The sequence below is a fragment of the Streptomyces sp. WAC00040 genome (genome assembly GCF_056835925.1).
The window spans coordinates 986,130-1,010,864 of sequence record NZ_JAKQZE010000002.1 but is presented as its reverse complement, the minus strand read 5'-3'; the positions used below and the strand labels follow the sequence as shown (position 1 = coordinate 1,010,864).

Annotated in this window: 24 protein-coding genes and 5 pseudogenes; 16 read left to right on the top strand and 13 right to left on the bottom strand. The window is 70.9% G+C overall.

Annotated features, from left to right (window positions below; all coding sequences use genetic code 11):
* Window positions 1-90: 90 nt before the first annotated feature.
* Window positions 91-511: pseudogene (locus MDN94_RS24075) on the top strand (DDE-type integrase/transposase/recombinase); the annotation flags it as partial.
* 312 nt (window positions 512-823) lie between these two features.
* Here the strand turns inward: MDN94_RS24075 and MDN94_RS24070 are convergent.
* The gene (locus tag MDN94_RS24070; protein ID WP_482727935.1) at window positions 824-1,231 is read right to left on the bottom strand and encodes a type II toxin-antitoxin system PemK/MazF family toxin; all 408 of its coding nucleotides are present in this window, start codon (window positions 1,229-1,231) and stop codon (window positions 824-826) included.
* Window positions 1,232-1,453: 222 nt separating this feature from the next.
* Between MDN94_RS24070 and MDN94_RS24065 the strand changes: the two are divergent.
* The 5 genes and pseudogenes from MDN94_RS24065 to MDN94_RS24045 form a co-directional block, all read left to right on the top strand.
* Window positions 1,454-1,923, top strand: a pseudogene (locus MDN94_RS24065) (transposase family protein); the annotation flags it as partial.
* A 633-nt stretch (window positions 1,924-2,556) separates the two neighbouring features.
* Window positions 2,557-2,700, top strand: coding sequence for a hypothetical protein (locus MDN94_RS24060; protein ID WP_482727934.1), 144 nt, complete (start codon window positions 2,557-2,559; stop codon window positions 2,698-2,700).
* Between the two features lie 280 nt (window positions 2,701-2,980).
* Entirely contained in the window at window positions 2,981-4,180 is a 1,200-nt protein-coding gene (locus MDN94_RS24055; protein WP_482727933.1) for a hypothetical protein, read from the top strand.
* A 419-nt stretch (window positions 4,181-4,599) separates the two neighbouring features.
* The gene (locus tag MDN94_RS24050) at window positions 4,600-4,938 is read left to right on the top strand and encodes a hypothetical protein (protein ID WP_482727932.1); all 339 of its coding nucleotides are present in this window, start codon (window positions 4,600-4,602) and stop codon (window positions 4,936-4,938) included.
* 186 nt (window positions 4,939-5,124) lie between these two features.
* Window positions 5,125-5,373 carry a hypothetical protein gene (locus tag MDN94_RS24045; RefSeq protein ID WP_482727931.1) on the top strand — a complete coding sequence of 83 codons (249 nt, stop codon included), beginning with the start codon at window positions 5,125-5,127 and terminating at the stop codon, window positions 5,371-5,373.
* 167 nt (window positions 5,374-5,540) lie between these two features.
* Here the strand turns inward: MDN94_RS24045 and MDN94_RS24040 are convergent, their stop codons facing one another.
* The 4 genes from MDN94_RS24040 to ctaC all read right to left on the bottom strand — a co-directional run bounded on the left by MDN94_RS24040 (window position 5,541) and on the right by ctaC (window position 8,768).
* Window positions 5,541-6,083, bottom strand: a complete 543-nt coding sequence (locus MDN94_RS24040) for a TetR/AcrR family transcriptional regulator (protein WP_482727930.1) — start codon at window positions 6,081-6,083, stop codon at window positions 5,541-5,543.
* Between the two features lie 13 nt (window positions 6,084-6,096).
* Entirely contained in the window at window positions 6,097-6,678 is a 582-nt protein-coding gene (locus tag MDN94_RS24035; protein ID WP_482727929.1) for a sugar O-acetyltransferase, read from the bottom strand.
* A gap of 147 nt (window positions 6,679-6,825) precedes the next feature.
* A complete protein-coding gene (locus MDN94_RS24030) occupies window positions 6,826-7,326 on the bottom strand; it encodes a DUF5709 domain-containing protein (RefSeq protein ID WP_482727928.1) in 501 nt (166 codons plus the stop codon).
* Between the two features lie 506 nt (window positions 7,327-7,832).
* Window positions 7,833-8,768 (bottom strand): aa3-type cytochrome oxidase subunit II, encoded by a 936-nt coding sequence (gene ctaC, locus MDN94_RS24025; protein ID WP_482728224.1) that lies wholly within the window; start codon window positions 8,766-8,768, stop codon window positions 7,833-7,835.
* Between the two features lie 501 nt (window positions 8,769-9,269).
* Between ctaC and MDN94_RS24020 the strand changes: the two genes are divergently transcribed.
* The 3 genes from MDN94_RS24020 to MDN94_RS24010 all read left to right on the top strand — a co-directional run bounded on the left by MDN94_RS24020 (window position 9,270) and on the right by MDN94_RS24010 (window position 11,747).
* Window positions 9,270-9,494: a hypothetical protein gene (locus tag MDN94_RS24020; protein ID WP_482727927.1), complete on the top strand. Its 225-nt coding sequence runs from the start codon at window positions 9,270-9,272 to the stop codon at window positions 9,492-9,494.
* Window positions 9,487-10,566: a response regulator gene (locus MDN94_RS24015; RefSeq protein ID WP_482727926.1), complete on the top strand. Its 1,080-nt coding sequence runs from the start codon at window positions 9,487-9,489 to the stop codon at window positions 10,564-10,566. The genes MDN94_RS24020 and MDN94_RS24015 overlap by 8 nt, the downstream gene beginning before the upstream one ends.
* A gap of 155 nt (window positions 10,567-10,721) precedes the next feature.
* Window positions 10,722-11,747 (top strand): DNA topoisomerase IB, encoded by a 1,026-nt coding sequence (locus tag MDN94_RS24010; protein ID WP_482727925.1) that lies wholly within the window; start codon window positions 10,722-10,724, stop codon window positions 11,745-11,747.
* Window positions 11,748-12,115: 368 nt separating this feature from the next.
* Here MDN94_RS24010 and eno read toward each other — a convergent pair.
* Window positions 12,116-12,474: pseudogene (gene eno / locus MDN94_RS24005) on the bottom strand (phosphopyruvate hydratase); the annotation flags it as partial.
* Between the two features lie 2 nt (window positions 12,475-12,476).
* Here eno and MDN94_RS24000 point away from each other — a divergent pair.
* Window positions 12,477-12,851 (top strand): MarR family winged helix-turn-helix transcriptional regulator, encoded by a 375-nt coding sequence (locus MDN94_RS24000; RefSeq protein ID WP_482727924.1) that lies wholly within the window; start codon window positions 12,477-12,479, stop codon window positions 12,849-12,851.
* Between the two features lie 379 nt (window positions 12,852-13,230).
* On the opposite strand, the pseudogene MDN94_RS23995 reads toward MDN94_RS24000, so the two are convergent.
* Window positions 13,231-14,321 (bottom strand): annotated as a pseudogene (locus tag MDN94_RS23995) (hypothetical protein).
* Between the two features lie 251 nt (window positions 14,322-14,572).
* Window positions 14,573-15,568, bottom strand: coding sequence for an aldo/keto reductase (locus tag MDN94_RS23990; RefSeq protein WP_482727923.1), 996 nt, complete (start codon window positions 15,566-15,568; stop codon window positions 14,573-14,575).
* Window positions 15,569-15,696: 128 nt separating this feature from the next.
* Between MDN94_RS23990 and MDN94_RS23985 the strand changes: the two genes are divergently transcribed.
* Entirely contained in the window at window positions 15,697-16,557 is an 861-nt protein-coding gene (locus MDN94_RS23985; protein WP_482727922.1) for a helix-turn-helix transcriptional regulator, read from the top strand.
* A 147-nt stretch (window positions 16,558-16,704) separates the two neighbouring features.
* Entirely contained in the window at window positions 16,705-17,388 is a 684-nt protein-coding gene (locus MDN94_RS23980; protein WP_482727921.1) for a hemerythrin domain-containing protein, read from the top strand.
* A gap of 70 nt (window positions 17,389-17,458) precedes the next feature.
* Here the strand turns inward: MDN94_RS23980 and MDN94_RS23975 are convergent, their stop codons facing one another.
* Together MDN94_RS23975 and MDN94_RS23970 are read right to left on the bottom strand one after the other, a co-directional pair.
* Entirely contained in the window at window positions 17,459-17,884 is a 426-nt protein-coding gene (locus tag MDN94_RS23975) for a DUF1801 domain-containing protein (RefSeq protein WP_482727920.1), read from the bottom strand.
* Window positions 17,885-17,922: 38 nt separating this feature from the next.
* Window positions 17,923-18,087: a hypothetical protein gene (locus MDN94_RS23970; protein ID WP_482727919.1), complete on the bottom strand. Its 165-nt coding sequence runs from the start codon at window positions 18,085-18,087 to the stop codon at window positions 17,923-17,925.
* Window positions 18,088-18,252: 165 nt separating this feature from the next.
* Between MDN94_RS23970 and MDN94_RS23965 the strand changes: the two genes are divergently transcribed.
* The 3 genes from MDN94_RS23965 (at window position 18,253) to MDN94_RS23955 (ending at window position 21,119) form a co-directional block, all read left to right on the top strand.
* Entirely contained in the window at window positions 18,253-19,218 is a 966-nt protein-coding gene (locus MDN94_RS23965) for a Rieske (2Fe-2S) protein (RefSeq protein WP_482727918.1), read from the top strand.
* Between the two features lie 200 nt (window positions 19,219-19,418).
* Window positions 19,419-20,300 carry a GNAT family N-acetyltransferase gene (locus MDN94_RS23960; RefSeq protein WP_482727917.1) on the top strand — a complete coding sequence of 294 codons (882 nt, stop codon included), beginning with the start codon at window positions 19,419-19,421 and terminating at the stop codon, window positions 20,298-20,300.
* A 165-nt stretch (window positions 20,301-20,465) separates the two neighbouring features.
* Window positions 20,466-21,119: a TOPRIM nucleotidyl transferase/hydrolase domain-containing protein gene (locus MDN94_RS23955; protein ID WP_482727916.1), complete on the top strand. Its 654-nt coding sequence runs from the start codon at window positions 20,466-20,468 to the stop codon at window positions 21,117-21,119.
* Window positions 21,120-21,422: 303 nt separating this feature from the next.
* Here the strand turns inward: MDN94_RS23955 and MDN94_RS23950 are convergent, their stop codons facing one another.
* Window positions 21,423-23,156 (bottom strand): alpha-glucosidase, encoded by a 1,734-nt coding sequence (locus MDN94_RS23950; RefSeq protein ID WP_482727915.1) that lies wholly within the window; start codon window positions 23,154-23,156, stop codon window positions 21,423-21,425.
* Between the two features lie 349 nt (window positions 23,157-23,505).
* Between MDN94_RS23950 and MDN94_RS23945 the strand changes: the two genes are divergently transcribed.
* Window positions 23,506-23,727 carry a hypothetical protein gene (locus tag MDN94_RS23945; RefSeq protein ID WP_482727914.1) on the top strand — a complete coding sequence of 74 codons (222 nt, stop codon included), beginning with the start codon at window positions 23,506-23,508 and terminating at the stop codon, window positions 23,725-23,727.
* Window positions 23,728-24,081: 354 nt separating this feature from the next.
* Here the strand turns inward: MDN94_RS23945 and MDN94_RS23940 are convergent, their stop codons facing one another.
* Window positions 24,082-24,315, bottom strand: a complete 234-nt coding sequence (locus MDN94_RS23940) for a ferredoxin (RefSeq protein ID WP_482727913.1) — start codon at window positions 24,313-24,315, stop codon at window positions 24,082-24,084.
* 70 nt (window positions 24,316-24,385) lie between these two features.
* Window positions 24,386-24,733 (bottom strand): annotated as a pseudogene (locus tag MDN94_RS23935) (cytochrome P450); the annotation flags it as partial.
* Between the last annotated feature and the right edge of the window lie 2 nt (window positions 24,734-24,735).

Genomic DNA, 24,735 nt, shown 5'->3' with positions numbered 1-24,735 from the left:
GGCGGCGCCGTAGGTCCCCGGACCTACCGGAGAACTGCCGTGGTTGCGGGGCACGGTGACCTGTTGGCCGGGGACCGACGCGCCACAGGGCTCACCCACCTCGACCGAGCCACCGGCCCAGCCATACGCCGCTACGAACGCGACAGGCCCGGCAAGCTGATCCACGTCGACGTCAAGAAGTTGGGCAACGTCCCCGACGGCGGCGGCCACACGGTGCCGGGCCCGCCTGCGGGCCGCAAGAACCGCACGAACGCCGGCTACAGCTACATCCACACCGCCGTCGACGACCACTCCCGCCTCGCCTACAGCGAGATCCACGCGGACGAGAAGAAGGAGACCGCCACCGCCTTCTGGACCCGAGCCCAGGCGTACTTCACCCAGGCCGGCATCACCGTCGAACGCGTGCTGACCGACAACGGCTCCTGCTACCGCTCACGCAACTGGCGCGACACGCTGGCGGCGGCCGGGATCGCATACAAGCGAACCCGGCACCTACCGGCCCCAGACCAACTGCGAGGATCTCGAGTGCGCCCTTCCGGCCGGTCTGACCCACAGACCAACCGGCCGTTCGTGCCTTGTTGCCGATGTGTCGGCCGGCCGGGAGAGCGCATGCCGCTGCATCGGCGGACCGCCGGATGTGACCTGATAAGAGCCTGGCCCAAACGCCTCATCGCAGTTGTGTCCCCGGGCTCCGTCGGTGCGGCTCCAGCCCCCCACCGCGGACACACCGCCCTCGCAGGCAAACCACCCGCCAGCCGCGTCCCCAAGCTCACAGGGCAATAGAGATCGCCCATGCCGTCGCGGGCGTCGGCTCCTTCTCCGTCTACCCGAGTTCACCGCGACGGAGGGCGTCCCCTATCTCGCTGAGCTTTGCGGTCGTAGCAGCCGGGGTCCGCTCCTGTGCTTGTTCAGCGAGTCGGAGGGCATCGTCGATCTCGCTGAGCTTCCTGGAGGACAGGACGGCCGCCCGCTCTATCAGGTCGTCCCGGGACACGTTGGTCAGCCACGTGCACGGGGTGAAGCCTGGACGCGGGAACGCGAGCCGCAGCACGCCTTCCAGCGGCAGCCCTTCACCGGCGCCGACCGTCACTTCGATGCCCAGACCGCTGATGTCGAGGCCAGCCGGAGCGACGACCTGCATCACCTGGAACCCGGACGCGTCGTCTCCTGACAGCAGTACGACCAACCTCCGCTCGTCGAACTGGACCCACCAGACTTCGCCACGTTGCACAAGCCCTCCGATACACAGGACGGCAGGCAGACGCTGCGCGACCTGACGCGGTGTGGAGACGGGTGCGGCCACCGTTGATCATCGGTGTGTGAAGACAAACGATCATGCGGTGACCGCAGGTCACAGCGTAGACCCTGCCTGCCGGCAGGAGGCGTTCGAGGGCCTGATGAGCCGGATAGCGGGACGCTTCGCACGGGTCGAAATCCCGACGCCGGGCCCGCAGACGAGGTCTACGGCGGCAACCTGAGGCTGCGCACCCGCGCTGGAGGAACGCGGCACCGGCTACGTCCTCGCGGTGGCCTGCTCGCACGAAGTCACCACAGGCGCCGGGAGGTTTCGTTGCCGACATGTTGGCCAGGAAGGTGCCCAAGAGGGCCTGGCAGAAGCTGGCCGCAGGGGCCGGAGCCAAGGGCCACCGCTTCTACGACTGGGCCGTCATCGACCTCACCGATCCCCGGCCCGGGAGCCGGGAGCTGCTGATCCGCCGCAGCCGCAGCACCGGCGAACGTGCCTACTACCGCTGCTACTCGCCTGCCGCAGTGCCGCTGACCACCCTTGTGCGCGTCGCTGGATCAAGGTGGCGGGTCGAGGAGTTTTTCCAGTCCGGCAAGGGCCTGGCGGCCCTGGACGTCTCCTGGCACTCATCGCCGCCTCCCTGGCAGACGCGATTTCGCCGTGTGACGCTGTGTGTGCCCCTCCGCCGACCGGCCGACCACCGGGACGGGCGGGGACGACAGCACACGCGGAATCACGGGGAATGGGGGAAGGGTGAACCAAGGCGCGCCTGCGTTCTGCCGCGTACCGTGCGCTGCCCGCAGGCCGCCTTCCGTACGACGGCCACTTCGTCGGCGCGCCTGCGCCCTGCGCGGTAACGGCCCGGTGCCGGGCGGCCTTTGACGCCGCCGAGCCGGGCCGGCGGAGGCCGTGAGCGCGCCGCCCCGCCGCCCCGCACACCGACGCCGCCGCCCGCGGAGCGGGTCCGACGCCCGGACCGGAGAAGGCACAGCCGTCACTGTGACGGCCGAGGGCGCCGCCCAGGCACGGCCGGTGCCGGACCCGCGGTTCCGGGTCCGGACCCTGGGCTCATCCGCGGCCCGGCACAGGGGCCAGTGGGCAGGGGACGTCCGTCGGAGCCGCGGCGGGCCCATCGGGCCTGCCGCCCCGGGACAGTGACAGCCGCGGGCGGGAGCGTCACGGCGGTCTGCCCGCTGCCACCCGGACCGGGATGCGGACCACGTCCCGACGACGGCCAAGCCGCGCGTCCCGGAAAGAAATGACCGGAAAACGTGTCCGTGCCGACCGAACACACTGGGGGGGAGTCAAGAATGCTGCGCATTCATCTCACGGACAGGGACCTGACCCGTGTCCATCCGGCCCGCGAACCGGACCCCGTCTGGGAGACCCTGCTGGGCCTGCACCAACTGACCACGCCGCGGCGCGGCCTGCCCGTCTTCGCCGCCTGGCGGTGATGCGCCCACGCGAGGCTGGCCGAGGAGCACCTGGCGGGTCCGGTCAAGATGCTCTCCACCCTGGCCCCCGCCTCTGCGGGCTACTGGCCCGACTTCCTCTCGAACATCGACTCCTCGCCGCGTGGGCCGCCCTGAGCCGGCCGCCGCCGGCAGCTCCCGCGACCACGTAAACGAACAGAACCCACCGTGAATCAGGAGTGTCGGGCCTCACCCTCGTGTGTTTCCGGCGGCCGTCCGCACCATACTGGAGCTGCCCGCGACCCCCTGACAGAACGACTCCATGCCGAAGACGAGTACCTCCTTGACCACCGCCCCCGCCACGACGTGGCTCGGGCACGGGCGCCACCTCGGGCCGACGCCCGAGCAGGACGTCCGGCGCAACCTCATCGCGCTCAAGGCCGCCGGGGTCATAGACGACTTCCTCGACCTCGCTCCCGCCGATGCCGCTGACGCTTTCACGGCCGGTGCGGGCGTCAGCGGCCTCCCCCGACCACCAGGCACGGACGAGAGCGCCGCCCCGCCGGACCCCTCCGCCCGCCGCCTCTTCGAGGCCCGCTGGCGCGTGGACAACGACGTGACCGTGCGCGCCCAGCTGACCTGCTTCGACTCCCACGGCAGGCAACGTGACGGCGAGGCGGTCGGCTGGGTGCTGGCCGCGAAGGCGGAACGGACCTGGGACCAGCGGTGGCCCTCCCCCGCGACGATGTTCTGGCCCGACAGCGACCGCGTCGACTGGGACCACGACACGGTTCCCGGTCTGCGGCTGCGGACCAGTAATCGGCTGCCGGACGACGACAAGGAGATGCGCCGTCTCCTCAAGGACTGCAGCCGCGTCAGCTGGAACATCCACATCGTCGTCCACGAGGCGATGACGCCCGACGCGCCCGGCCGCCGGCCTCTGACACCCTTCCTGCCGCCTGGCCTGCGCCATCGGGTGGTGGAGCACCGGGCCTCGCCGGAGCAGTTCCAGATCGTCAACTGGGCGATGAGGGACCTACACGTACGGGTGCCACGCGGCGGGGCGGTGGTCCTGCCCACGGCGTTGGTGGGCTCTGAGTACGACGCGGACCGCTTCTCCGTCCGCAGTGTCTTCCTGGACGGCTCGGAGCCGACGGAACTCGTCGACAAGGTCACCGCCTTCGCCGAGCTGCCGCGGACCCTGACCACCGAGGCGGAAGGGGCCCTCCACAGCCTGCGCCACCGGTGGCACCTGCTCACCCTGGAGGAGGAGTTGGCCCACACCCGCCGGCTCGTCATCAAGTACGCCGAGGCGCTCGAGGCCATGACCAGGTCGCGGGACCTGTACCGGGAAGCAGCCGAACTCGCGCAGGCCGCGCTGGCCGAGGCGACCGGCTCCGACAGCATGCCGCGCCCGGCCCCGGACGACACGGCCGCCAAGCCGGCAGGCTCCCCACGAAACGCCCTGATCAAGGCTCTGGGGCGCTTCAAGGACACGTCGAGGCAGCATCAGCAGAAGTAGCGGATGCGCCCTCGGAACAGCGGACCCCTCACCGTCGTCAACCGGACACGAGGGGTTCTCCGCTCGATACGGGCCTGCTGCACTTGCGTTCGACGTCCCTTCCGGGGAAGAGTCCCCTCGGCGAAGGCTCATCAGGGGGCGAGCCGTGCGAGACGGGGCAGACGGATGTGACTGGGCCGAGGGCAGGGAGCAAGACAGCGGAGACGGCGCCCGGTCCTCGGTGCCGCGAATTGGACGCGCTGCTGGGCATGGAGGAGGACCCGGTTCCGCGCCGCCCTGCGCCGCCTCGCCGTGCCGGTCGGCCTGCTCGGGCTCGCCGTGTTCGCCGCGTCCGCGCCCGGATTCATGGCGGGGGACGACCCGTTCACCGCCTGGAGCCCGCTCGCGCCGGCCACCCGGGCGCTGTTCGGGGCGGCAGGGTGGTGCTGGGTCGTGGCGATCCCGGGACTGCTGGAGACAAGCTGCGTGAAGGTGGCCTCTCCTCGGGCAAGGACGGACGGGCGTGGGAGCATCTCGCGCTCGCCGCACTGCCGTTGTACGTGTTGCACCAGCCGGTCGTGGTCGCCTTCGCGTACGCGTACGCGGAGGTCGGATGGCACGCGCCGATGCTGGTCAAGTACGCGGTGATCGTGGCGGGTTCACTGGCGGTGATCCTCGTCGTGTACGAGTGGGCGGTGCCAAGGACCCGGGTGACGCGGTTCTTGTTCGGCACGCGCCCCAGGAACGCACCCGGCGGGACCGCGATCACCGCTCGGTAAATCCGGGAGCGCGATGTTCGACCGGAGGACATCCGCCTCGGGCTCCCCCACGGCCCCCCGGCTGCGCCGTTCGGGCCGCGGCTGCGCCCACCCGGGCGTGTGCGCTCGCGGGCGCGTCCGAGGGGGCGAAGCATGGGCCTGACGAGTGCCTTGCGGGCCGGGTGGACCACGGGAAGGAAAGACGCGGTGATCGACGAAGCTGTCGTCCAGGAACTGTTGGATGCGACCGATGACGACGCTGCTCTGGTGCTGCTTGAAGGGACGGCGCGGGTGGTCGACCGGACCGCCCTCGGCAGCGACGCGTTTCGCGGCGCAGCGGTGCTCTTGTCGCGCGGGGAGCTCGTGGACCGGCTGGGCACCTCGTCCCCCACCCAGGAGGACGTGGCGCGGGTAGCAGCGTCTTTGCGCGACGCCGTCGGCAAACTCGGAGCCTGAGACCCTCCCGCACCGAGACCTCCGTGCGGGGCGACGCTCCGGGCGCCGCGTGGACCGGGCGCGGTGCGGCTTCGGCCTGCCGCTCCCGCGGAAGCAGCGGTGACGCGTCGTGCCTGTGGGGGCCCGGTGTCAGGCCGGCGCCCCCACAGGCTGCTCGGTGGCCGCTGCTAGACGGCGGTGATGCGCTTGACCGCTTCGCGGGTGAGTGCGCGGTCGTGCGGTGCGCGGTCGAGGGCCCGGTGGAGCGTGAGTCCTTCGACGAGTGCGTCGAGCTGACGCGCGGTATCGGGGTCGAAGTGCCGTTCCAGGAGGTGCCGGCTGCGGAGCATCCACGCCTGGGTCAGTTCCCGGTACTCCGGGCGTCGAGCGGCGAGGGTGTAGAGCTCATGGGTGAGGACCAGGTCGCGTTGCGGCCCCTCGGAGAGCGTGTGGATGAGGTCGGTGATGGCCTCACGCGCCTGTTCCGGGCTGTCGACGGGGCCCAGGTGGTGCTCGAAGACGGCGACGAAGTGGTCGGCGAAGCGGGTGAAGGCTTCGCGGAGCACGTCGTCGATGCCGGCGAAGTGGTAAGTCATGGAGCCGAGCGGTACGCCTGCGCGGGTGGCGATCTTGCGGTGCGAAACGCCGGCGATGCCCTCCTCGGCGATGTGGTCGAGGGTGGCGGCGATGATCCGTTCGCGCCGCTGGGGGTCGGTGTGTCCGGTGGCCATCGGGTGCCGTGCCTCAGAGGCTGCGGATCGGGCGGGCGGGGTTGCCGACGGCGACGACGTCGGCGGGGACGTCCTTGGTGACGACGGAGCCGGCCCCGATGACGCTGTTGTCGCCGATGGTCACGCCGGGGCAGACGATGACGCCTCCGCCGAGCCAGACGTTGTCGCCGATGGTGATGGGCAGGGCGGCCTCCAGCTTGTCGCGTCGCGGCTGCGGCTCCAGCGGGTGGGTGGGGGTGAGGAGTTGGACGTTCGGGCCGATCTGGCAGTCCTCGCCGATGGTGATCCGGGCGACGTCGAGGGCGGTCAGGTTGTAGTTGACGAAGGTGCGGGCCCCGATGGTGATGTTGCTGCCGTAGTCCACGTACAGCGGCGGGCGCACCTCGACGTCCTCGCCCGCGGAGGCGAGCAGCTCTTCGAGGATCGGCCGCGCCTTCGCCGGGTCCTCGAGGTGGGCGGCCCGGTAGCGGGCGGCGAGCCGCACGGCCTGCTGTTGCCTGCCGGTGATCGCCGGGTCGTCGGCGATGTAGAGGTCGCCCGCCAGCATGCGCTCGAGGTTGGTGCGCGGGTCGTCAGCAAAGTAGTCCGTCGCCATGCGTACGACCGTACACTCCAGAAGGTACGTTCGTACACTCCTGCTCCTCGTCAGTGTGCCCGGCACGACGGACGCACCGATCTCGCAGCGCAGCGTTTCGCGACGGCCGATCGCTGCGGGTGCCCGCGGCACAGGCCCCGGAGGGGTTCACGTCCCTCCTCTGTCCAGGTCCCGTTCCGACCGTTCGAGGTCGTTGTCGCGCACGACATGCATGGCCGCCTCCTCGGCGCCGGCCGCGCCCGCGTCGATGCCCACGTCGGAGGCGAAGAGCTCCTTGTCGGTGTCCGGGTGGGCGCCCTCGTCCGGCGCGACCAGCCGTCCCGCCCGTTCGGTCCCCGCCTCGGGATCAATCGGCTCCCCCTCACCACCGGGCAGGTCGCCGATGCCGTCCGACTCGTCCTCTCCGCCGTCGGGCATCTCTTGGGCCAGCCGCTGGTCGAGGGTCTCGCCGTCGTGCTGCTCTGCTGCGGTGGTTCCGGTCCTTTCCACCCCGAGCGGCCTCTCCGGCGGCGAATAGCCCTCGTCGAGGATGTCGTCGTAGCTACGCTCGCCCACCGTGTTCTGGAGGTCCAGTGGTGCGGCGTCCTCCTGCTCTTCGTTGCTGCCCGTCGGCTGATAGACGTCGTCCGCCATGCTGCCCTCGGTCATCATCACCGCCTCCGTTCTCCGCGGGCCGGCCCCGCTCCGTTCGGCGCGGGCCGCTCCTCCGGGGTCGCACGGCGCGCCCCGGCCGGATCGATCTCCTGTGTCTTCATCTGTAACCCGTCCGGGAACGCCGGGCGACGTCACGACCGTGGGGCGAATCTGCTCGGCCCCCCGGCGGGCGATGCCGCGTGCAGCCCGCGCGGCGAGCCTGACGCCGACGGGCAGCTTCGTCCCTGCCTGAGACATCTGACCGGTCAACGACGATCTGCTCCTGCCGCAAGGGAGGCGGACACCGTCGCGGGTGCCCGTGACCGGCGACGTGAACCCTGTGACCGCCGTCCCGCTACGCACCGTAGGCGTTCCTACGGGCCTGTGGACCGACTCCGCGTGACGGCCGGGCTGCCGTGCGGCACGAGAGCCGCCACGACGCTCTCCGTCCAGGTGCCCGGCCGTGCCGTGACGGCCCGGGACCGCACGCATGCTCCGTTGCTCAGCTGCTCAGCATGGGCTCACAGCTTGTTGGGCTCCGCGTTCCTGGCCGGGTCGGTCAGTTCGACGCCCGCCGGGATGAACCCGGTCTGCCCCTTCGCGGCAAGGCTCTTCAGGTGCTGCTGGTAGCGCTCCGGAGAGACGATCTTGACGTTGAAGAGCATCCGGGCATGGTCGACGCCGCAGAGCTCGGCGCACTTGCCCCTGTAAGTGCCCTCCCTGCTGGGCGTGACCTCGAAGGCGTTGACGTTGTGACCGGGGAAGACGTCCTGCTTGAACAGGAACGGGAGCACCCAGAACGAATGGATGACGTCACGCGAGGAGAGAACGAAGCGGACCTTCTCCCCCTTGGGCAGCCACAGCGTCGGACCGGGGTTGCCGTTCTGCGGGTTCCGGATGCCGGGGACACCTGCGTCGTAGACACCCTCCGCACCCGCCGGGAAGTCATTGCGGAACCGGTCCGGGACCGTGCCCAGGAGAGGGCTCCCCTGCGCGTCGCCCGTCTCGGGCCTGCCGTCCACGTCCTCGACGTAGTTGAAACCCCAGCTCCACTGGTAGCCCACCACACCGATGGTGTGAGCCGGCTTCTCGGAAAGCTCCAGGAGCTTCGACTCGTCCCGCGCCGTGAAGTAGAAGAACACCGACACGATGATGATCGGAACCACGGTGTACAGCGCCTCGATCGGCATGTTGTACCTGGTCTGCGGAGGGATGTCGACGTTCGTACGGCTGCGCCGGTACCAGATGACACTCCACAGGATCAGCCCCCAGACCAGCACGCCCGTGGCCAGCGCAGCCGCCCACGAGCCCTGCCACAGGGAGAGAATCCGCGGCGCCTCCTCCGTCACCGGGGTCGGCATACCGAGCCGCGGGAAGTCCTCCCAGTTGTACGAGCAACCGGAAGCGGTGCCGAGGATCAGCCCCGCGATGAGGACCTGCGGCAGCTTCCGCCGCATCGGTCGCCGGGACAGGGGGGTGGAGCCGTAGGCGCTCACGGAACTTCTCCAGGGGTCGTGCCGGCCAACCCGCGGCGGCCGGTCGCCGACCCTCGGGCAGGCAGAGAGGCGTGTCTTCGCGGCCAAGTTATGGGCGTCCCACTGAAAACGCCGACCAACGCGCCGCCCGATGCCCCGAAGGGGTGGAGTTGCGGCAGCTCCGGACGAACGGCCTGCGAGCGGGGTTTCCGCAGTGCTCGTGGCAACGTGTCAGCAGCGTTGCAGGGCAACGCCGGGCAACGGTTACGCGCATGCCGCTCCGACCAGCGGGAACAGGCGCCGTCCGCGGAGAGAGCCGGTGCCAACATCGATCGCTGTTGCACTTCTTCTCCGGTCGCGAAGCGCATCGGTCCCACCGCCCGCCATTCTGTGATTCCCCGCTCCGGCAATCCGCCGGAAGCGTGAAGCCCCGTTGCCCTGGCACGGGTTGGATGGACGGAGATCCTGGTGGACCGGCCTCTGTTGTCTCAGAGAGCGACCCTGGTGTTCCTGCTCGCACTGATCGGCGGCGTGACCGCGGGAGTGCTGACCGCGCTCGCCGGCGAGGGAACCCCCCGCAGCGTCCTCGCGGGCCTCGCGACCGCCGGGCTGTCGGTGCCCTTCTTCAACCGCCTCATCGCCGCCGAGACCGCCGGCTGCCGTGAAGCGTTGGGCGCCGGTGCCGGGGAGGCGGAAGACCGTGGGTGAGCTGCGACCTCTCGGCAACGATCTCACCGAGGCGTCCCGCGCTCTCGCCCAGGCGCTGCGGGAGCTGTTCGAAGGGATGGAGGTCTCCGTACGACGCTATGCGGCGCGGCGCCAACGCGATCCCGGGACGTTCTCGCGCTACCTGAACGGAACTCGTTTACCGCCTTGGCAAGTGATCATGGACCTCTTCACGGACCTTGCCGAGCACCATGGAACCGCCGTCACGACGGAGGCCATCGAGTTCGTTCGCGGCCTGTACGGCTCGGCGGTCGACGCCGCCTCCTCCCCCAAGCACGCGGTCGAGCTCCTGGAGCAGCAGCTGGCCGACGCCGACCGGGTGTCCCGGCGCTCCAGCGTCCGCGGCGACGTCCTGGGCGACGCGCTCCTCGACCGCACCCATCGCATCGCCGATCTGGAGGTACGCCTCAACCAGCTGGAGGCCGACCGGAGCGCCGAACGGGAGCGGGCGGACAAGCTCGCCGCCGCCCACTCCGACGTCACGGAACTCCTCCAGGAGCGCAACGACCTGGAGATGGAGGTCTCCCGCCTGGACAACGAGCTGCGTCAGGCACGGGAACAGCGTGCCGCCGCCGAGGCACGGTGCGATCTCCTGGAACGTCAACTGGAGGCCGTGGAGCGGCCGGCGGCTCTGCCGGCCGTATCGGCACCACAGGACATGCCCAAGATCCTCATCGTCGACGACCAGGCGGACAACCTCCTCGCCATGACCGCGGTGCTGGCGACCCTCGATCAGGAGCTCGTTACCGTCTCTTCCGGCCGCGAGGCGCTCAAGGCGCTGCTCGACCACGACGACTTCGCCGTGATCATCATGGACGTGCAGATGCCGGAGATGGACGGCTACGAGACCTGCGCGCACATCAAGCGCCGGCCGAGGACCCGCGACGTCCCCATCATTTTCCTGACCGCGATGGGCGTCGATCCGGAGCACTCCGCCCGCGGATACGCGGCCGGCGCCGTCGACTACATGAGCAAGCCCTTCGACCCCTGGGCGCTGCGCGCCAAGGTCGCCGTATTCACGTCCATCCACCTCGAGCGCCGAGAGAACCGGTGAGCCTCCGGCTCCGGGCGGGGCGGGTTTGTGGCCGGCGCATCCGGACAGAAGCGTGGTGCGCGGCAGCGCCGTTCGTGAGAACTCGCGTCGCGGCGACATGGACCTGGACGATCAGCCGTTCACCTCCACGGCCGATCGCGTCCGAGGAGGCGGGGTTGCGTCTTCACCACAGCCGGCCCACCGACCCCGGCTACAGCCGCAAGCGCCACGGGCGCGGTTTCCGGTACTTCGACGCCCAGGGGCAGCCGGTGCGCGACCCGGCCGAGCTGGCCCGCATCCGGGCACTCGTCATCCCGCCCGCCTGGAACGACGTGTGGATCTGCACCCGGCCCAACGGCCACCTCCAAGCCGTCGGCACCGACGCCGCCGGCCGCCGCCAGTACCTGTACCACCCGCAGTTCCGCGCCGAACAGGAGCAGGCCAAGCACGAGCACGTCCTCGACGCGGCGGAGGCCCTGCCCGCCGTACGAGAGGCCGTCGAGGGACATCTCGGCGACCGCGGCCTGACCCGCAAGCGGGTCCTCGCCACCGCCGTACGCCTCCTCGACCTCGGCTTCTTCCGCATAGGCAGCGACCAGTACACGGAACTGAACAACAGCTACGGCCTGACCACGCTGCTCCGCGAACACTCCAGCTGCCGGGGCGGCGCAGTCCTGTTCACGTACACCGGCAAGCACGGCAAGGAGATCGTCCAGACCGTCGCCGATCCCGCCGTCTGCCGCAGCCTCACCGCGCTGTTGCGGCGCCGGGGCGGCGGCGACCGCCTCCTCGCGTACTGGGAGCGGCCCGCCTGGCACGACGTGAGCAGTGCCGACGTCAACGCGTACCTTCAGGAGATCGCCGGCCTGGAGATCACCGCGAAGGACTTCCGCACCTGGCACGCCACGGTAATGGCCGCCGTCGCGCAGTCCGCCGCGCACAGCGAGACCGCCCGCCGCCGTGCCATCGCCCGCGCGGTACGCGAGGTCTCCGGATACCTCGGCAACACCCCTGCGATCTGCCGCAGCTCCTACATCAACCCGCGGGTGATCGAGCTGTACGAAGAGGGCATCACCATCGCCGCCGCCCTGCCACGCCTCGGCGACGAGGGCGCGTACGGTATTCCCGCCACCCGGGGGCCCGCCGAGCGGGCCGTCCTGCGCATGCTCCGCACGGACAACCCGCCCGAGGGCCGTTCCTAGGGGCGCCGCTTCATCGACTTCCCGGTGCTCGGGCCACGTGCGAGAGTGGTGGCCATGCCGCGCCTTCTTCACAGCCTCCGATCCCTCAAACTCACTGTCGGTCTTGCCCCGACGCGTTTCGCGGCATGCCGCGAGAGAGGCGGCAGGGATTTGGAACACGCCCTGGCGGACGAGGCGACACTCTGCGGCATCCCTCGGCGCCACGTGGCGGTCTACCGGCATCTGTTCGTTGCCACCAGGTCGTCCGGAAGGTGCTCGGACTGCGGGGCGAGGGCGGTCGACGCCATGTCCAGGGTCTGAGGCGGGCGGTGGGCTCTGTCCAGGAAGAACCGGCACACGTTCCGTCCGAGCGGCGGACGTGCCTCCTGGCGGCGCAGCGCCTCCGCGCCCGCGTACTGGGCACTGTCGCCCAACTGCTCTTCGATGCGGATGAGTTGGTTGTACTTGGCGGTGCGGTCGGAGCGGGACGGTGATCCGGTCTTGATCTGGCCGCAGCCCGTGGCCACCGCCAGGTCCGCAATCGTCGTGTCCTCCGTCTCTCCCGAGCGGTGCGACATGACGACGGTGTAGCCCGCCCGGTGCGCAGCGTCGACGGTGGCCAGGGACTCCGTCAGGGTGCCGATCTGGTTGACTTCACCAGGACCGAGTTGGCGACGCCGGAGGCGATGCCCTCGCGCAGGAGGGTCTCGTTCGTGCAGAACACGTCGTCACCGGTAACTGCGCACCGCGATGGGAAAGCTCACGCGGCGGGTGAAGCTCGAGGACCAGATGCCGCTGGGTCAGGTGGCCGTTCTCGGTGCGCTGGACCGCAGCGGCGCGATGACGACCAGCGAACTGGCGGCCGATCAGCGGGTACGCCCGCAGTCCATGGCCCGAGCCGTCGGACTGCTCATGGACCAAGGGCTGATCACGCGCCGGGCACATCCGACCGACGGCCGCAAGAGCCTGGTCGAACTCTCCTCTGCGGGGCGGGCGCTGCTGGAGGAGGAGCGGGGGCGCAGGGCGGATTGGCTTGCGCGAGCGATCGAGGCGGAACTGACTGACGAGGAGTGGGAGTTGCTGGCACGGGGAATCGGGCTGGTGGAGAGACTCGCGGCCCACTAGGCCGACTTCTCGCTCCTGCCCGAGAGCGAGCGCTCGGAGTCCTCGTTGGCGTAACGCACAGCCGCATCCTGGTACTGGGCGAAACTGTTCGACCAGTGCTTCCTCGGGCGCACTGGTCGGTCGGCTCGTGGTGTGGTTCGCCAAGGTCGTCGAAGAGGCTGGTGATGCGGTCGGCGACGTGACCGCGGTGCCCGGCCGTCGTCGATACGCGGTTTTCCGCTGAGCCGGGCGCGGAACCGTCTCCTGCCTTGCCCGCTGCCGCGTCGGCACCTTCACCACTCGCCCCGCCGGAACCCCTACGCACGCGAGGGGGTCACGTGACAGCGCGGGCGGCGGGTCGCCCCTTCCGCCGGCCGGCTGGAACTGCCGCCCGCATGGATCACGCGGGGTACGCGGGGTGCTGGAGGATCTCGCGCAGCCACGGGCGGCGGACGGCCGGCAGCCGGACCAGGGTGCGCCGGAACACTCCCACGTCCATCCGGAACACGTCATCGACACTCGGGGCGGGCGGGTCGTCGCGCAGAACGTCCGCGGGCAAGAGACTCGACGCGGGGACGGCAGCCGCGACTCAGGGAAGACCAGCCGGAGCCACACCCCGAACGGCAGCGGCACCGAGTACGTCCGGGCGGCCGAAGCGGCCGGGGTCCAGACCTCCCCGGTCTGCGGATGGGACGGGACGAGCAGGATGCCGGCGTCCGCGTCGGGGGCGGACAGCCCCGGTCCGGCGAGGACGGCGCGCCGCATCGGCGGACCGGCCGGCAGCAGGGCGTCGAGGGCGTGCTGGAACACCTCCGCGGTCAGGCCGTCCGGGACGGTCACCGCCCGGCCTTCCGACGCCACCAGAAAGTGGGCGAGCGCCCGCCCGGCTGCCGCCTCCCACTGCGGGCTCCAGGACCACCGCCGGCTCGCCCCGGACAGCGATCCCCACAGGGAGATCGGCTCGAAGGCGGGCACGCCCTTCCCTTCCTCCATCAGCTCCGGCCAGGAGAGCGGTCCGAGGTCGGAGCCGCCGGCCTGGACGCGGCGCACGGCGTCCGGGGCGAGCCACATGGCCTGCCAGAGGGAGCAGTCGTCGATCCGGCTCGCCACCGGCAGACCGCACGCCTCGCAGGCCATGTTGGGGCCGTCTGCCACGTCGAGGCCGCAGCAGGCGCCGCCGCGCCTCTCCGGGATCAGCACGGCGCCGCGGATGTCCCCGGGGGCGATGACAACCGCACCGGGCGCGCCGTCGGACAGGGCGTGGACCGGCGCGTAGACGCCACGGGCCGCCGCCTCGTCCGGATCGATCTCCTCCCACCTCCGCCAAGGCGGCCCCCATGGCTCCGGTTCCACGGCGAACGTCCCCGGTTCCATGAGCACCGGGAGCTGAAGTCCGTTGCCGTACTTCTGATAGGTGTGGACCGGCAGGGCGACCTGGGACAACGGGGCGGTCAGCTCGGCGTCGCACCCTGCGCAAACGAAAACGAACAAATGCCCTCCGCTCGGGAAACAGGGGCATCGTCGCAGGTCGGCGGCAGCCGGCCAACGTGTTTTCCCGGCGGGCACCAGCGGCTCGATCCGGTCCCACGTCGCATCAGTGATCAGACACGGAGGGACACATCCCGGCAACCATCGAGGACGGACGCTCCGGCAATCGGCTCGCGCCCCACGGGGCACAACCTCGTGGCCCAGGTGCCCGCTTCCCGGCGGCACTCGAGCCGGGCGCCGCCCGAGAGACGGACTCAGTTCCCCACGCCGAGACCGGACATGAACGCAGCCGGATACCGGTCGCCGCGCGCCGCACCGGGCGGCACCGCCTTCTCGATCTCGGCGAGGTCGTCCGCGGTGAGGGTCAGCTCCGTCGCGGGCAGCGCCTCGGCCAGCCGTTCGCGGGTACGGGCGCCCACCAGCGGCACGATGTCGTCGCCCTGTGCGGCCACCCAGGCGATGGCCAGCTGGGCGACGGTGCACCCCTTCGCCTCGGCGACCCGGCGCAGAGCGTCCACGAGGGCGAGGTTGTGTTCCACGTTCCCGGCCGAGAACCGCGGGCTGAAGGCGCGGAAGTCGCCGGGGCCGGCGGTGCGCCCGGCGGCCCAGTGCCCGGAGATGAGGCCGCGGCTGAGGACGCCGTACGCGGTCAGGCCGATGCCGAGCTCCCGGAGCGTGGGCAGGATATCCGCCTCCACCCCGCGGGAGATCAGCGAGTACTCGATCTGCAGGTCGGCGACCGGGTGCACGGCGTGCGCCCGGCGGATCGTCGCGGCGTCGACCTCGGAGAGGCCGAGGTGCCGCACGTACCCGGCGTCGATCATCTCCTTGATCGCGCCCACCGTCTCCTCGATGGGAACCGCCGGGTCCAGCCTGGCGGGACGGTAGATGTCGATGCGGTCGGTGCCCAGCCGGGTCAGGGAGTAGGCCAGGAAGTTCTTCACCGCCTCGGGACGTGCGTCGGCACCGCCGAGGTCGTGGCCGGGTCCGCGCAGCATGCCGAACTTGACGGACAGTTGGTAACTGTCCCGGTCCCGGCCGCGCAGGGCATCGGCGAGCAGCAGCTCGTTGTGGCCCATGGCGTAGAAGTCGCCGGTGTCGATGAGGGTGACGCCGGCCTCGAGCGAGGCGTGCACGGTGGCGATGCTCTCCGCGCGGTCGGCCGCGCCGTAAACGTCCGACATGCCCATCGCACCCAGGCCCAGCGCGGAAACGGTCGGGCCGGTACTGCCCAGGGTTCGCGTCTGCATCACGTTCTCCTTCGTCGTCGGATCCGTCACCCACCTTGCGTGTGCGCCACGGCGTACGGGAACGGAGCGTTCATCATGGGAGAGCCGCTCCCTGGATCGGCCCGCCTGCGGCGGGGGACCATGGAGCCATGCAACGTGAGCAACTCGCCGACTTCCTGCGCCACCGCCGCGAGGTGATCCGCCCGGCCGAGGTCGGCATCCCCGACGGCCCCCGCCGCCGCACCGCCGGCCTGCGCCGGGAAGAGGTGGCCATGCTCGCCGGCATGTCGGTGGATTACGTCGTACGCCTCGAGCAGGGCCGCAGCAGTCAGCCCTCGACCCAGTTGCTCGGCGCGCTGGCCAGGGCGTTGCGCCTCTCCGACGACGAACGGGACCACCTGTTCCACCTGGCCGGCCACCGGCCCCCGCCCGGTGACGGAGTGGCCCGACTGGCCCGCGCCGGTCTGGTGCGCATGCTCGCCCTGCTCGGCGACACCCCGGCCCTGGTGCTGTCCGACCTGGGCGAGGTCCTTGCCCAGAACCGTGCGGCCGTCCTGCTCACGGGCGACCACACCGGCTTGTCCGGCGATCGGCGCTACCTCGTGCACCGCTGGTTCACCGACCCCGCGACCCGCGCCGTCCACCCGCCGGAGGAGCACGAGCACCACGCCCGGCAGCTCGTGGCCGACCTGCGCGCGGTCGCCGGCCGCCGGTCCGGCGATCCCGCGGTCGCCGGGCTCGTCGACCGGTTGCAGGCCGCGAGCGCCGACTTCCGCCGGCTCTGGGCCGAGCACGAGGTGGCGGTCCGGCGCGCCGACCGCAAGACCGTGCTGCACCCGCGGGTGGGCCGCCTGCTGATGGACTGCGAAACCCTCGTGACTCCCGACCAGGGTCAGCTGCTGCTCGTGCTCACCCCGGCGGACGGCGAGGCCCGCGAGCGGCTGGAGCTGCTGCTGGTACTGGGCGTCGAGGAATTCCCCACGGAGGTGACGGGCCCGCCTGCCAGGTGAAACAGCCGGCCGGAGCGGGGCCCGGTGAGGAGTGCTTCCGAGAGGCACTGGGTACTCGCGGGACCGGCGGCGAAGGCGACGAGCCCCCGAGTGGGCCGCCGAACGAGTCCGGCCCCCCGGGGCACCACACGGGCTGAGGAGGCCCCGATGTCCACCTCCATCACACAGCAGAGTGTCGAGGAGCTCGGCGGCGAGGCCAGCGTCCTGGTGCGGCAGCGGCGTGACCACGCCAAGCTCGACCGCCTCATGAACCGCTATGTATCGGGCAGGCGGCCCCCGGAGGAACGGCAGCAGACGTTGAAGGACATCATCCAGCTGACCTTCAGCCACGCCTTCGCCGAAGAGACCGTGCTGTGGCCGGCGCTGCGGCGGCTCGCGGACGACGGCGAGGAACTGACCTCTCGGGTCGAGCAGGAGCACCAGGAAATCAACGACCTGGTCGCCGCCGTCGAACACACCGACCCGGCCGACCCCCGCCACGACGAACTCGTCGAGCGGGCCTTTGCCCTGATACGGCAGGACATCCGCGACGAGGAGGAAATGCTCCTGCCCCGGCTGCAGGAGGCGCTGGGCCATGACCGCGCACGGCTGCGGCGACTGGGCACCACGTGGGAGACGGTGCGGCGTACCGCCCCCACGCATCCCCACCCGGCCGCACCTCGCCGGCCTCTGGCGAACGTACTGGCCGGAGTGCCGCTGAGCGCGTTGGACCGGACTCGCGACATGGCCGGAGCCGTCGCCGGAAGCTCAGGCGCCCGGACGACCGCGGTAGTGGGCGGGGCGCTCGTCACTGCCTGGTTGGCGGCAAGGCGGGCACGGACGAGTCACTGAGCCACGGCGGCTTCACCACCGACCGGGGAGGCCGAACTCGCCGTACCCGCCACGGCATGGCCGTCGGCAATCAGAAGAGGTCGTCACCGGGCAGGTCGGCGGCCTGACGGATCCAGCTGACGACGAGTTCCTCGTCGAACTCCTCGTCCTCGTGGATGTCGAGGTAGCGCACGCGCTCATGCTTGGATTCGCCCGGCGGGAGCGGATCCAGCGATGTGCCGTTGAGCCAGCTCACCTTCACGTACCTGGTGAAGCAGTGGAGAGCGAGGAACCACCCGTTGCCTTCGACGCCGTAGAAGGGCGAGTTCCAGCGGACCGCTTTGCGCACGCCGGGAACGGTCCGCACGACGAGGTCGTCCAGACGGCGGCCGACCTCGCGTTTCCAGCCCGGCATCGCCTCTATATAGGCCTGGACAGGGCCGTCTCCGTCGCCCTTTGGGATCTGCGGATTGCCGCCCGACAGCAGTCGCGGCTTCTCCGCCGGCCGATGCGCCATGGGCCTGATTATACGTTTATGACCATCTATCGGCCTTTTCAGGCGGGGTCCATTCCACCGTCGCCGCCCTCCCCCGACGGAACCGACTCGTCGGGGCTCTCCGTCGAGGGCTCATCGGCATAGGTGGGACGGGAGTGCTCGTCAGCGAAGTCGGGCTCCTCCTCCGGTTCGGGAGTCACGGATTCTTCTTCCTGGTCGGACATGGCCCGCTTCCTTCCTTTGATGGACGGCGTACGGCTTCATCGTTGTCCTCCCAGGCGTCGGCCGCATGCCATCAGGGCAGTGGCACCCCGTGCTGCCGGCAGCCCTGTCGGCCCGGCGGCGCCTCGATGCGGTTTCGTGTCCTCGTTCGTGGTTACCCAGCTCCTATGAACCGATGGGACGCATCACCGGGCAGCGATCGGCCCGAACTCCGGAAGCGTTTCTTCTCGTCGTCGGCAGGCCCCGGCCGTTTCCTTGCGGCGATCGACCGCCTGGAGCGCAGTCCGCGCAACGACCCGGTGATCGACCGGGTCCAGCGGACCGTGCACGGGCTACCCCTGGGACGCGGCAGGGACTTCCTGCACGGCAGGTGGCTGGGACATCCCGTGCATCCCCTGATGGTGCAGGTGCCGATCGGTAGCTGGCTCTCCGCGGCGGTGCTCGATCTGCTTCCCGGACAGCACCGTGGAGCACGCGCCCTGGTCGGGGTGGGGCTGGCCGCGGTCCCCCCTGCCGCCGTGGCGGGCTGGGTCGACTGGGCGGATCTCCAGCGACAGCAGATGCGCGTGGGACTCGTGCACGCGGCGACGAACGTCACGGCCGTGGCGCTGTACGCGGGGTCGTTCACCGCCCGGACACAGGGCCGCACCGGACTGGGCAAGGCACTCGGTTTCGCCGGGCTGGCAGCCGTGAGTCTCGGGGGCGCGCTCGGCGGTCACCTGGCCTACCGGCAGGCATCCGGCGCCAACCATGCGGAAGCGGTACCGCATCTCGTGAAGTCCGGGTGGCAGGTGATCGGCGCCGTCGCCGACTTCCCCGTCGGCCAGGCTGTCCGTCGGCAGATCGACGACGTGCCGGTCCTGGTGGTGCGCGAGAGCGGCAGCACCGTGCACGTTCTCGCCGACACGTGCAGTCACATGGGCGGCCCGCTCTCCGAAGGGACGATCAGCGACGGCTGCGTCCGTTGCCCCTGGCACGGCAGCGTGTTCCGCCTGGCCGACGGCTGGAACGTACGCGGCCCCGCGACGGCGCCGCAGCCCGCATTCGACACCCGCATCACCGGCGGCCGTGTTGAAGCACGCCTGCGGCGCCCGGAGTCGGACGCCGGACCGCAGAGGAGTGACGCCGCCTGACAGGAGCGGCGGAACGCCGCGCCTGACAGGAGCGGCGGAACGCCGTGCTCCGGAACGATGACGAGTGCTGCCCCGCCCCACCGCGGCAGGCGGCCCACCGGACCTCCCGTCGGCCGCCGCGCGAGGACCCTCAGCCCCCACCGCGCCCACCGGCCGGAAACCGGGTGCGGAGGGCCGGCGCTGTGGTGTGAGATCGGGGCATGTCGATTGTGCTGAGCATGCCGGGAGTGGAGGGGCTGAGCGAGGCTGTGGGCGTGCTGCGGGAGTGGCAGTACGACGGGGCGCCCATGCAACTGCATCCCGGGGATCTGGGCTGGTACTGGCGGTCAGGTGCGGAAGCGACCGCCACGGCGGTCAGGACATGGAGCCGGGGCGGACGGATTCTCGCCCTTGGGCTGCTGGACGGTCCCGGGCTGTTGCGCCTGACGATCGCGCCGGACGCCCACCAGGACGAGGAGCTGGCCCGGAAGCTGGTCGAGGACGTGACCGAGCCGGAGCGCGTGCTGCCCGAGGGGAAGGCGAACATCGAGGCGCCGATGGGCGCGCTGGTCCAGGATCTGCTCTTCGAGGACGGCTGGAACGCCGACGAGCCGTGGACGCCGCTGCTCCGCGACCTCACGGAGCCGGTGAACGACCCGGGCGTGCGGATCGAGGCAATCGGTCCCGAGCAGGCCGGTGTGTTCGCCGCCGTACAGCGGGCGGCGTTCGACGGGTCGAGGTTCACGGACGAGCGCTGGCACGCGATGGCGGCCGGGTTGCCGTACGCCGACGCCCGCTGTCTCGTCGCGTACGACGACCGGGGCAACGCGGTAGCGGCGGTGACGGTGTGGTCGGCCGGTCCGGGGAAGCCCGGGTTGCTCGAGCCGATGGGCGTGCACCGCGAGCATCGCCGTCACGGCTACGGAAAGGCGATCACCGTCGCCGCGGCGGCGGCACTCCAGGAACTGGGCTCGTCGAGCGCGCTCGTCTGCACCCCCAGCTCCAATGCCGGCGCCGTCGCCACCTACACGTCGGCCGGCTTCCGGCAACGCCCCGAGGTCCGGGACCACTACCGGGACTCATCGGCTCTGTCCTGCGGTTGATGCGACGGGGCTGCGTGCCGGCCGGCAGGCACGCAGCCGGGTCAAGCCGGAGACGCCCGCGGCCGGTAGTGCGGAGCTGCCGATTTCCGGGGGCCGTACCCGCGGAAAACGTACGTGCGTGCGGGATCTCGGCCGTGCCAGGATGACATCGGAAAGCGAGGTCTCGTGGACGAGTTGAGGCGGTTCCGCCTGGCGCTGGTCGCGTGGGCGGCCGGCGGAGCGGAGGCGGGAGCGGCGGCCGCGGCGGCGCGGGAACTGGCCGGCGGTGTACGGACGATCGTGCTCGTCGAGGGCAGCAGTGATCACGTCGCACTCGAAGCGCTGGCCGCACGTTACGGCCGCGACCTCGGCGCGGAGGGCGTCGCGGTGGTAGCGCTCGGAGGCGCGACGAACATCGGGCGGTTCCTGGACGTCTGCGGTCCCCCCGGGCTCGGCCTCCCGCTCGCCGGTCTGTGCGACATCGGCGAGGAGCGGCACTTCCGTCGTCATCTGGAACGGGTCGGCCTCGGGTCCGGTCTCACACGGGCCGCACTGGAGCCACTCGGGTTCCACGTGTGCGTCGCCGACCTGGAGGACGAGCTGATCCGCGCTCTCGGGGCCGAGGGTGTGCAGCAAGTGATCAAGGACCAGGGCGAGATGCGCCCCTTCCACACGTTCCAGGGCCAGCCGGCGCAGCGGGAACGGCCCGTGGAGCACCAACTGCGGCGCTTCATGGGCACGCACAGCGGCCGCAAGGCGCTCTACGCGCGGGCGCTGATCACCCACTTGGACCTCGAACGCGTTCCCCGGCCGCTGGAGCGCCTCCTCACGCACGTCTGAACCCGATCGAAAGACAACGTCACATCGGAGTGCGGCGTGTGGCGGCGCCGCGAGCGTCCCACACACCGTAGAGCGCGCCGATGCTCGGACGCGGCGTGCCGGGCGGGCGTGAGAGCAGGTGGCGGTCGTCCTCCGGTGGAGCGACTCCCGCGAGGAACGGGTCCGGAGCCTTGCGAACAGCCCGGCCCGTCCTGAGGGCGGCACGCCCGCAGTACGGGCACTGAGCGTCAGCGGACCGCCCCCGCGCTTTCCGGGACCGGGACGGGGGCGGTCCGCTGGTGCTTTGAGTCTTCGGCGGCAGCGTCAGACGTTGCGGCGGTGGACGCGGGCTTCCCAGGGCCGCAGGGTGTGCCGGGCGCCGAGAGGCGTGGGCGCGGGAACGTTGGCGATGAGCGTCTCGCTGTGCTCCCAGCCGTCGGGCAGGTCGACGGTGAGGTCGGATGCGCCGAAGTTGGCGAGGACGAGCAGTTCGGTGCCGGATGCGGAGTCGTGGCGGGTGAAGGCGTAGAGCTGTTCGTGGTCCGGGTGAAGCATGTGGAAGTCGCCGTGGGTGAGGGCGCGTTCGGTGTGGCGCAGGGCGATGAGGCGGCGGTAGTAGTGGAAGACGGATTCGGGGTCGGCGAGTTGGGCCTTGGCGTTGACGGTGCGGTGGTCGGGGTTGACCGCGATCCACGGTGTACCGGTGGTGAAGCCGGCGTGGTCGGTGTCGTCCCACTGCATCGGGGTGCGGGCGTTGTCGCGGCCGCGGTGGCGCAGGCCGGCGAGGACGCTGTTCTCGTCGGCGCCGAGGGCGATCTGCTCGCGGTGGTGGTTGAGGGACTCGATGTCGCGGAAGTCGTCGATCGAGGCGAAGGGCGCGTTGGCCATGCCGAGTTCCTCGCCCTGGTAGACGTAGGGCGTGCCGCGGTGGAGGTGCAGCACGGTGGCCAGCAGCTTGGCGGAGCGGTCGCGGTGGGCGGGGCCGTCGTCGCCGAAGCGGGAGACGACACGCGGCTGGTCGTGGTTGTTCCAGTACAGGCTGTTCCATCCCGTGGCGCCGAGGCCGGCCTGCCACCGTCCGAGGCTGGCCTTGAGGTCGGTCAGTTCCAGGGGCCGGACGTCGAACTTCCCTCCCGGGCCCTGGTCGAGACCGACGTGCTCGAACTGGAAGACCATGTCGACCTCACGGCGGGCGGGGTCGGTGAAGAGTCTGGCCTCCTCCACCGTGACACCGGGCATCTCGCCGACGGTCAGCAGCCTGCGCGGGTGGTTCTCGAAGACCTCGCGGTGCATCTCGGCGAGGAACTCGTGGATCCGCGGGCCGCAGATGTAGTGGGGGCTGCCGTCCCCGTGGCGGTTTCCCTCATGCACGACCCCGTCCGGCAGCCCGGGTGCCTTGGAGATCAGGTTGATGACGTCCATCCGGAAGCCGTCGACACCCCGGTCGAGCCACCAGCGCATCATGGCGTGCACCGCTCGGCGCACGGCCGGATTCTCCCAGTTGAGGTCCGGCTGCTTACGGGAGAACAGGTGCAGGTAGTACTCGCCGCTCGTCTCGTCGTAGGTCCACGCCGGGCCCGAGAAAAAGGAGCCCCAGTTGTTGGGTTCCGCGCCCGGTGTGCCCGGTTCCATGCCGTCGCGCGCGGGCCGCCAGATGTACCAGTCGCGCTGCGGCCCGTCCGGCCCGCCGTCACGGGAGGCCGTGAACCACGGGTGTTCGTCGGAGGTGTGGTTGACCACCAGGTCCATGACGAGCTTCATGCCCCGCTCGTGGACGGCGGCCAGGAGGCGGTCGAAGTCGGCCAGGGTCCCGAACAGCGGGTCGATGTCCTGGTAGTCGCTGATGTCGTAGCCGTTGTCGTCGTGCGGCGACGGGTAGACCGGCGAGAGCCACAGCACATCGACACCGAGCTCCGAGAGGTGGTCGAGGCGATCCGCGATGCCCTGCAGATCGCCGACGCCGTCCGCGTTCGAGTCGGCGAAGCTGCGCGGATAGATCTGGTAGACCACCGCCTCGCTCCACCAGGAGTCGGCAGGACCGTCTGCGTTCACGGACACGTCGAACCTCGTTTCCGGCTGCCCGGCTGTCCGGGGTCAGGAGATGGCGCCCACGGCCTCGCGGAGGACGGGGCCGGCGGCTCCGCGGGCCGTGCCGACTGCGCCGCACAGGCTACCGGCGACTTCGGCGAGCAGCGGACCCGCGCGAACCTGTCCTCGATGGCGTGGCCCTCACCTCCCGCCGTTCCACCGGCCGCCGGTGGCACTTGCCGGTAGCCACGATGGCACAGCCGCGTAGGCCGTCGCCCGGCGCACGCGCACAGGGCGGCCGGAGTGCCGGGCACGTTTCGCCGTTCGGCTCCATCGGCGTGCCTCACCGCGGGAGAGCTCGTCGGCGTCATCCTTGACCATGGACAACCGCGAAGCGACATGGAACAGCACCGACACCCTCGGTCTCGAGATCCGAACGGACGCGACCGGCACCGTCGCCATGAGGATTCTGGGCTGGGAAGGCGTACTCCCCCTCTCCGTCATTCGGCTGACCACGACCGCGGTCATGGCTGCGGCCCGCCCACCAGCGATCGGTGACCTCGAACCGCAAGGCTCGAGACCGCAGGGCCGCGCATTCTGACCGGGGGCTTCCTCCCGCGCGTCCGCCTGCTCCCGTCCGAGCGAATGCCCCTCCCCCGGGTAGCCGTTGGCGGCGCGCCCTTCGAATCCTGAACGGGTCAGACGCGTGCCAGGCCACCTGACGTGGGAGGGAACAAGGCGCCGCCCGCTGCTGCGGTCGCCGTAGGTATCGGCGGTGGCCGGGTGCGGGTGAATCGGCGGCGAGCGAGGCCGGGTCGACACCGGCATCACGGGTCCGTGCCGTCATCGGCGCCCGCTCCACCTCGCACGCGGCAAAGTGATGGGCGGTCCGAACACGCGAGAGCCCCCACCGGTGCGCGGTGCGGGGTTCTCGGTCCGGGCCGCGCCACGGGCACTACAGGTCCGTGGAATCCGGGTCGTCGAGGGCGATGGCTCCGGCAGGGCAGAGGCCCACGGCCATCCGGGCGGCGGCCCGTTGCTCGGGGTCGGGTGCGGGGTTCAGGAGCATCACCAGACCCTCGTCGTCGTCCTGGTCGAAGACGGCCGGTGCCGTCAGGGCGCACATGCCGGCGCCGGCGCAGCGGTCACGGTCGACGCGGAGTCGCAGCGGCAATCGTGGGTCGCTCATGGGCTATTCCTTGTCCCAGGTGACCGGCAGGCTGATCACGCCGTAGATGTTGGAGCGTTCGCGCATCGGCACCGGTGAGCAGGCGCCGGTAGCGGGTGTGCTCAGGGGCGTCCAGGCCGATGATGTCGCCGACCGGCGCGGGCGGCATCTCCCCCTGCACGCCCTCCATCGGCATGGGCGGGTGGAGGAGTTCGTAGCGTGAGCTGAAGCGCGGATCGGCCAGGATCGAGCGGGCGGCGGCGTGTCCGGTGACCAGCCAGCCCATGTGTCCGTCGGCGTAGCGCATGCGGCGCAGCGGCCGGTCGCTGAGCGCGGTGAGTTCGGCGGGCGGGTCGAAGGGGCAGCCGGTGCGCCGGTCGGTGGGCAGGGTGGGCGGCTCTTCGGCGGTGGTGCCGGCGGCCGTCGGGTCGTACGACATGG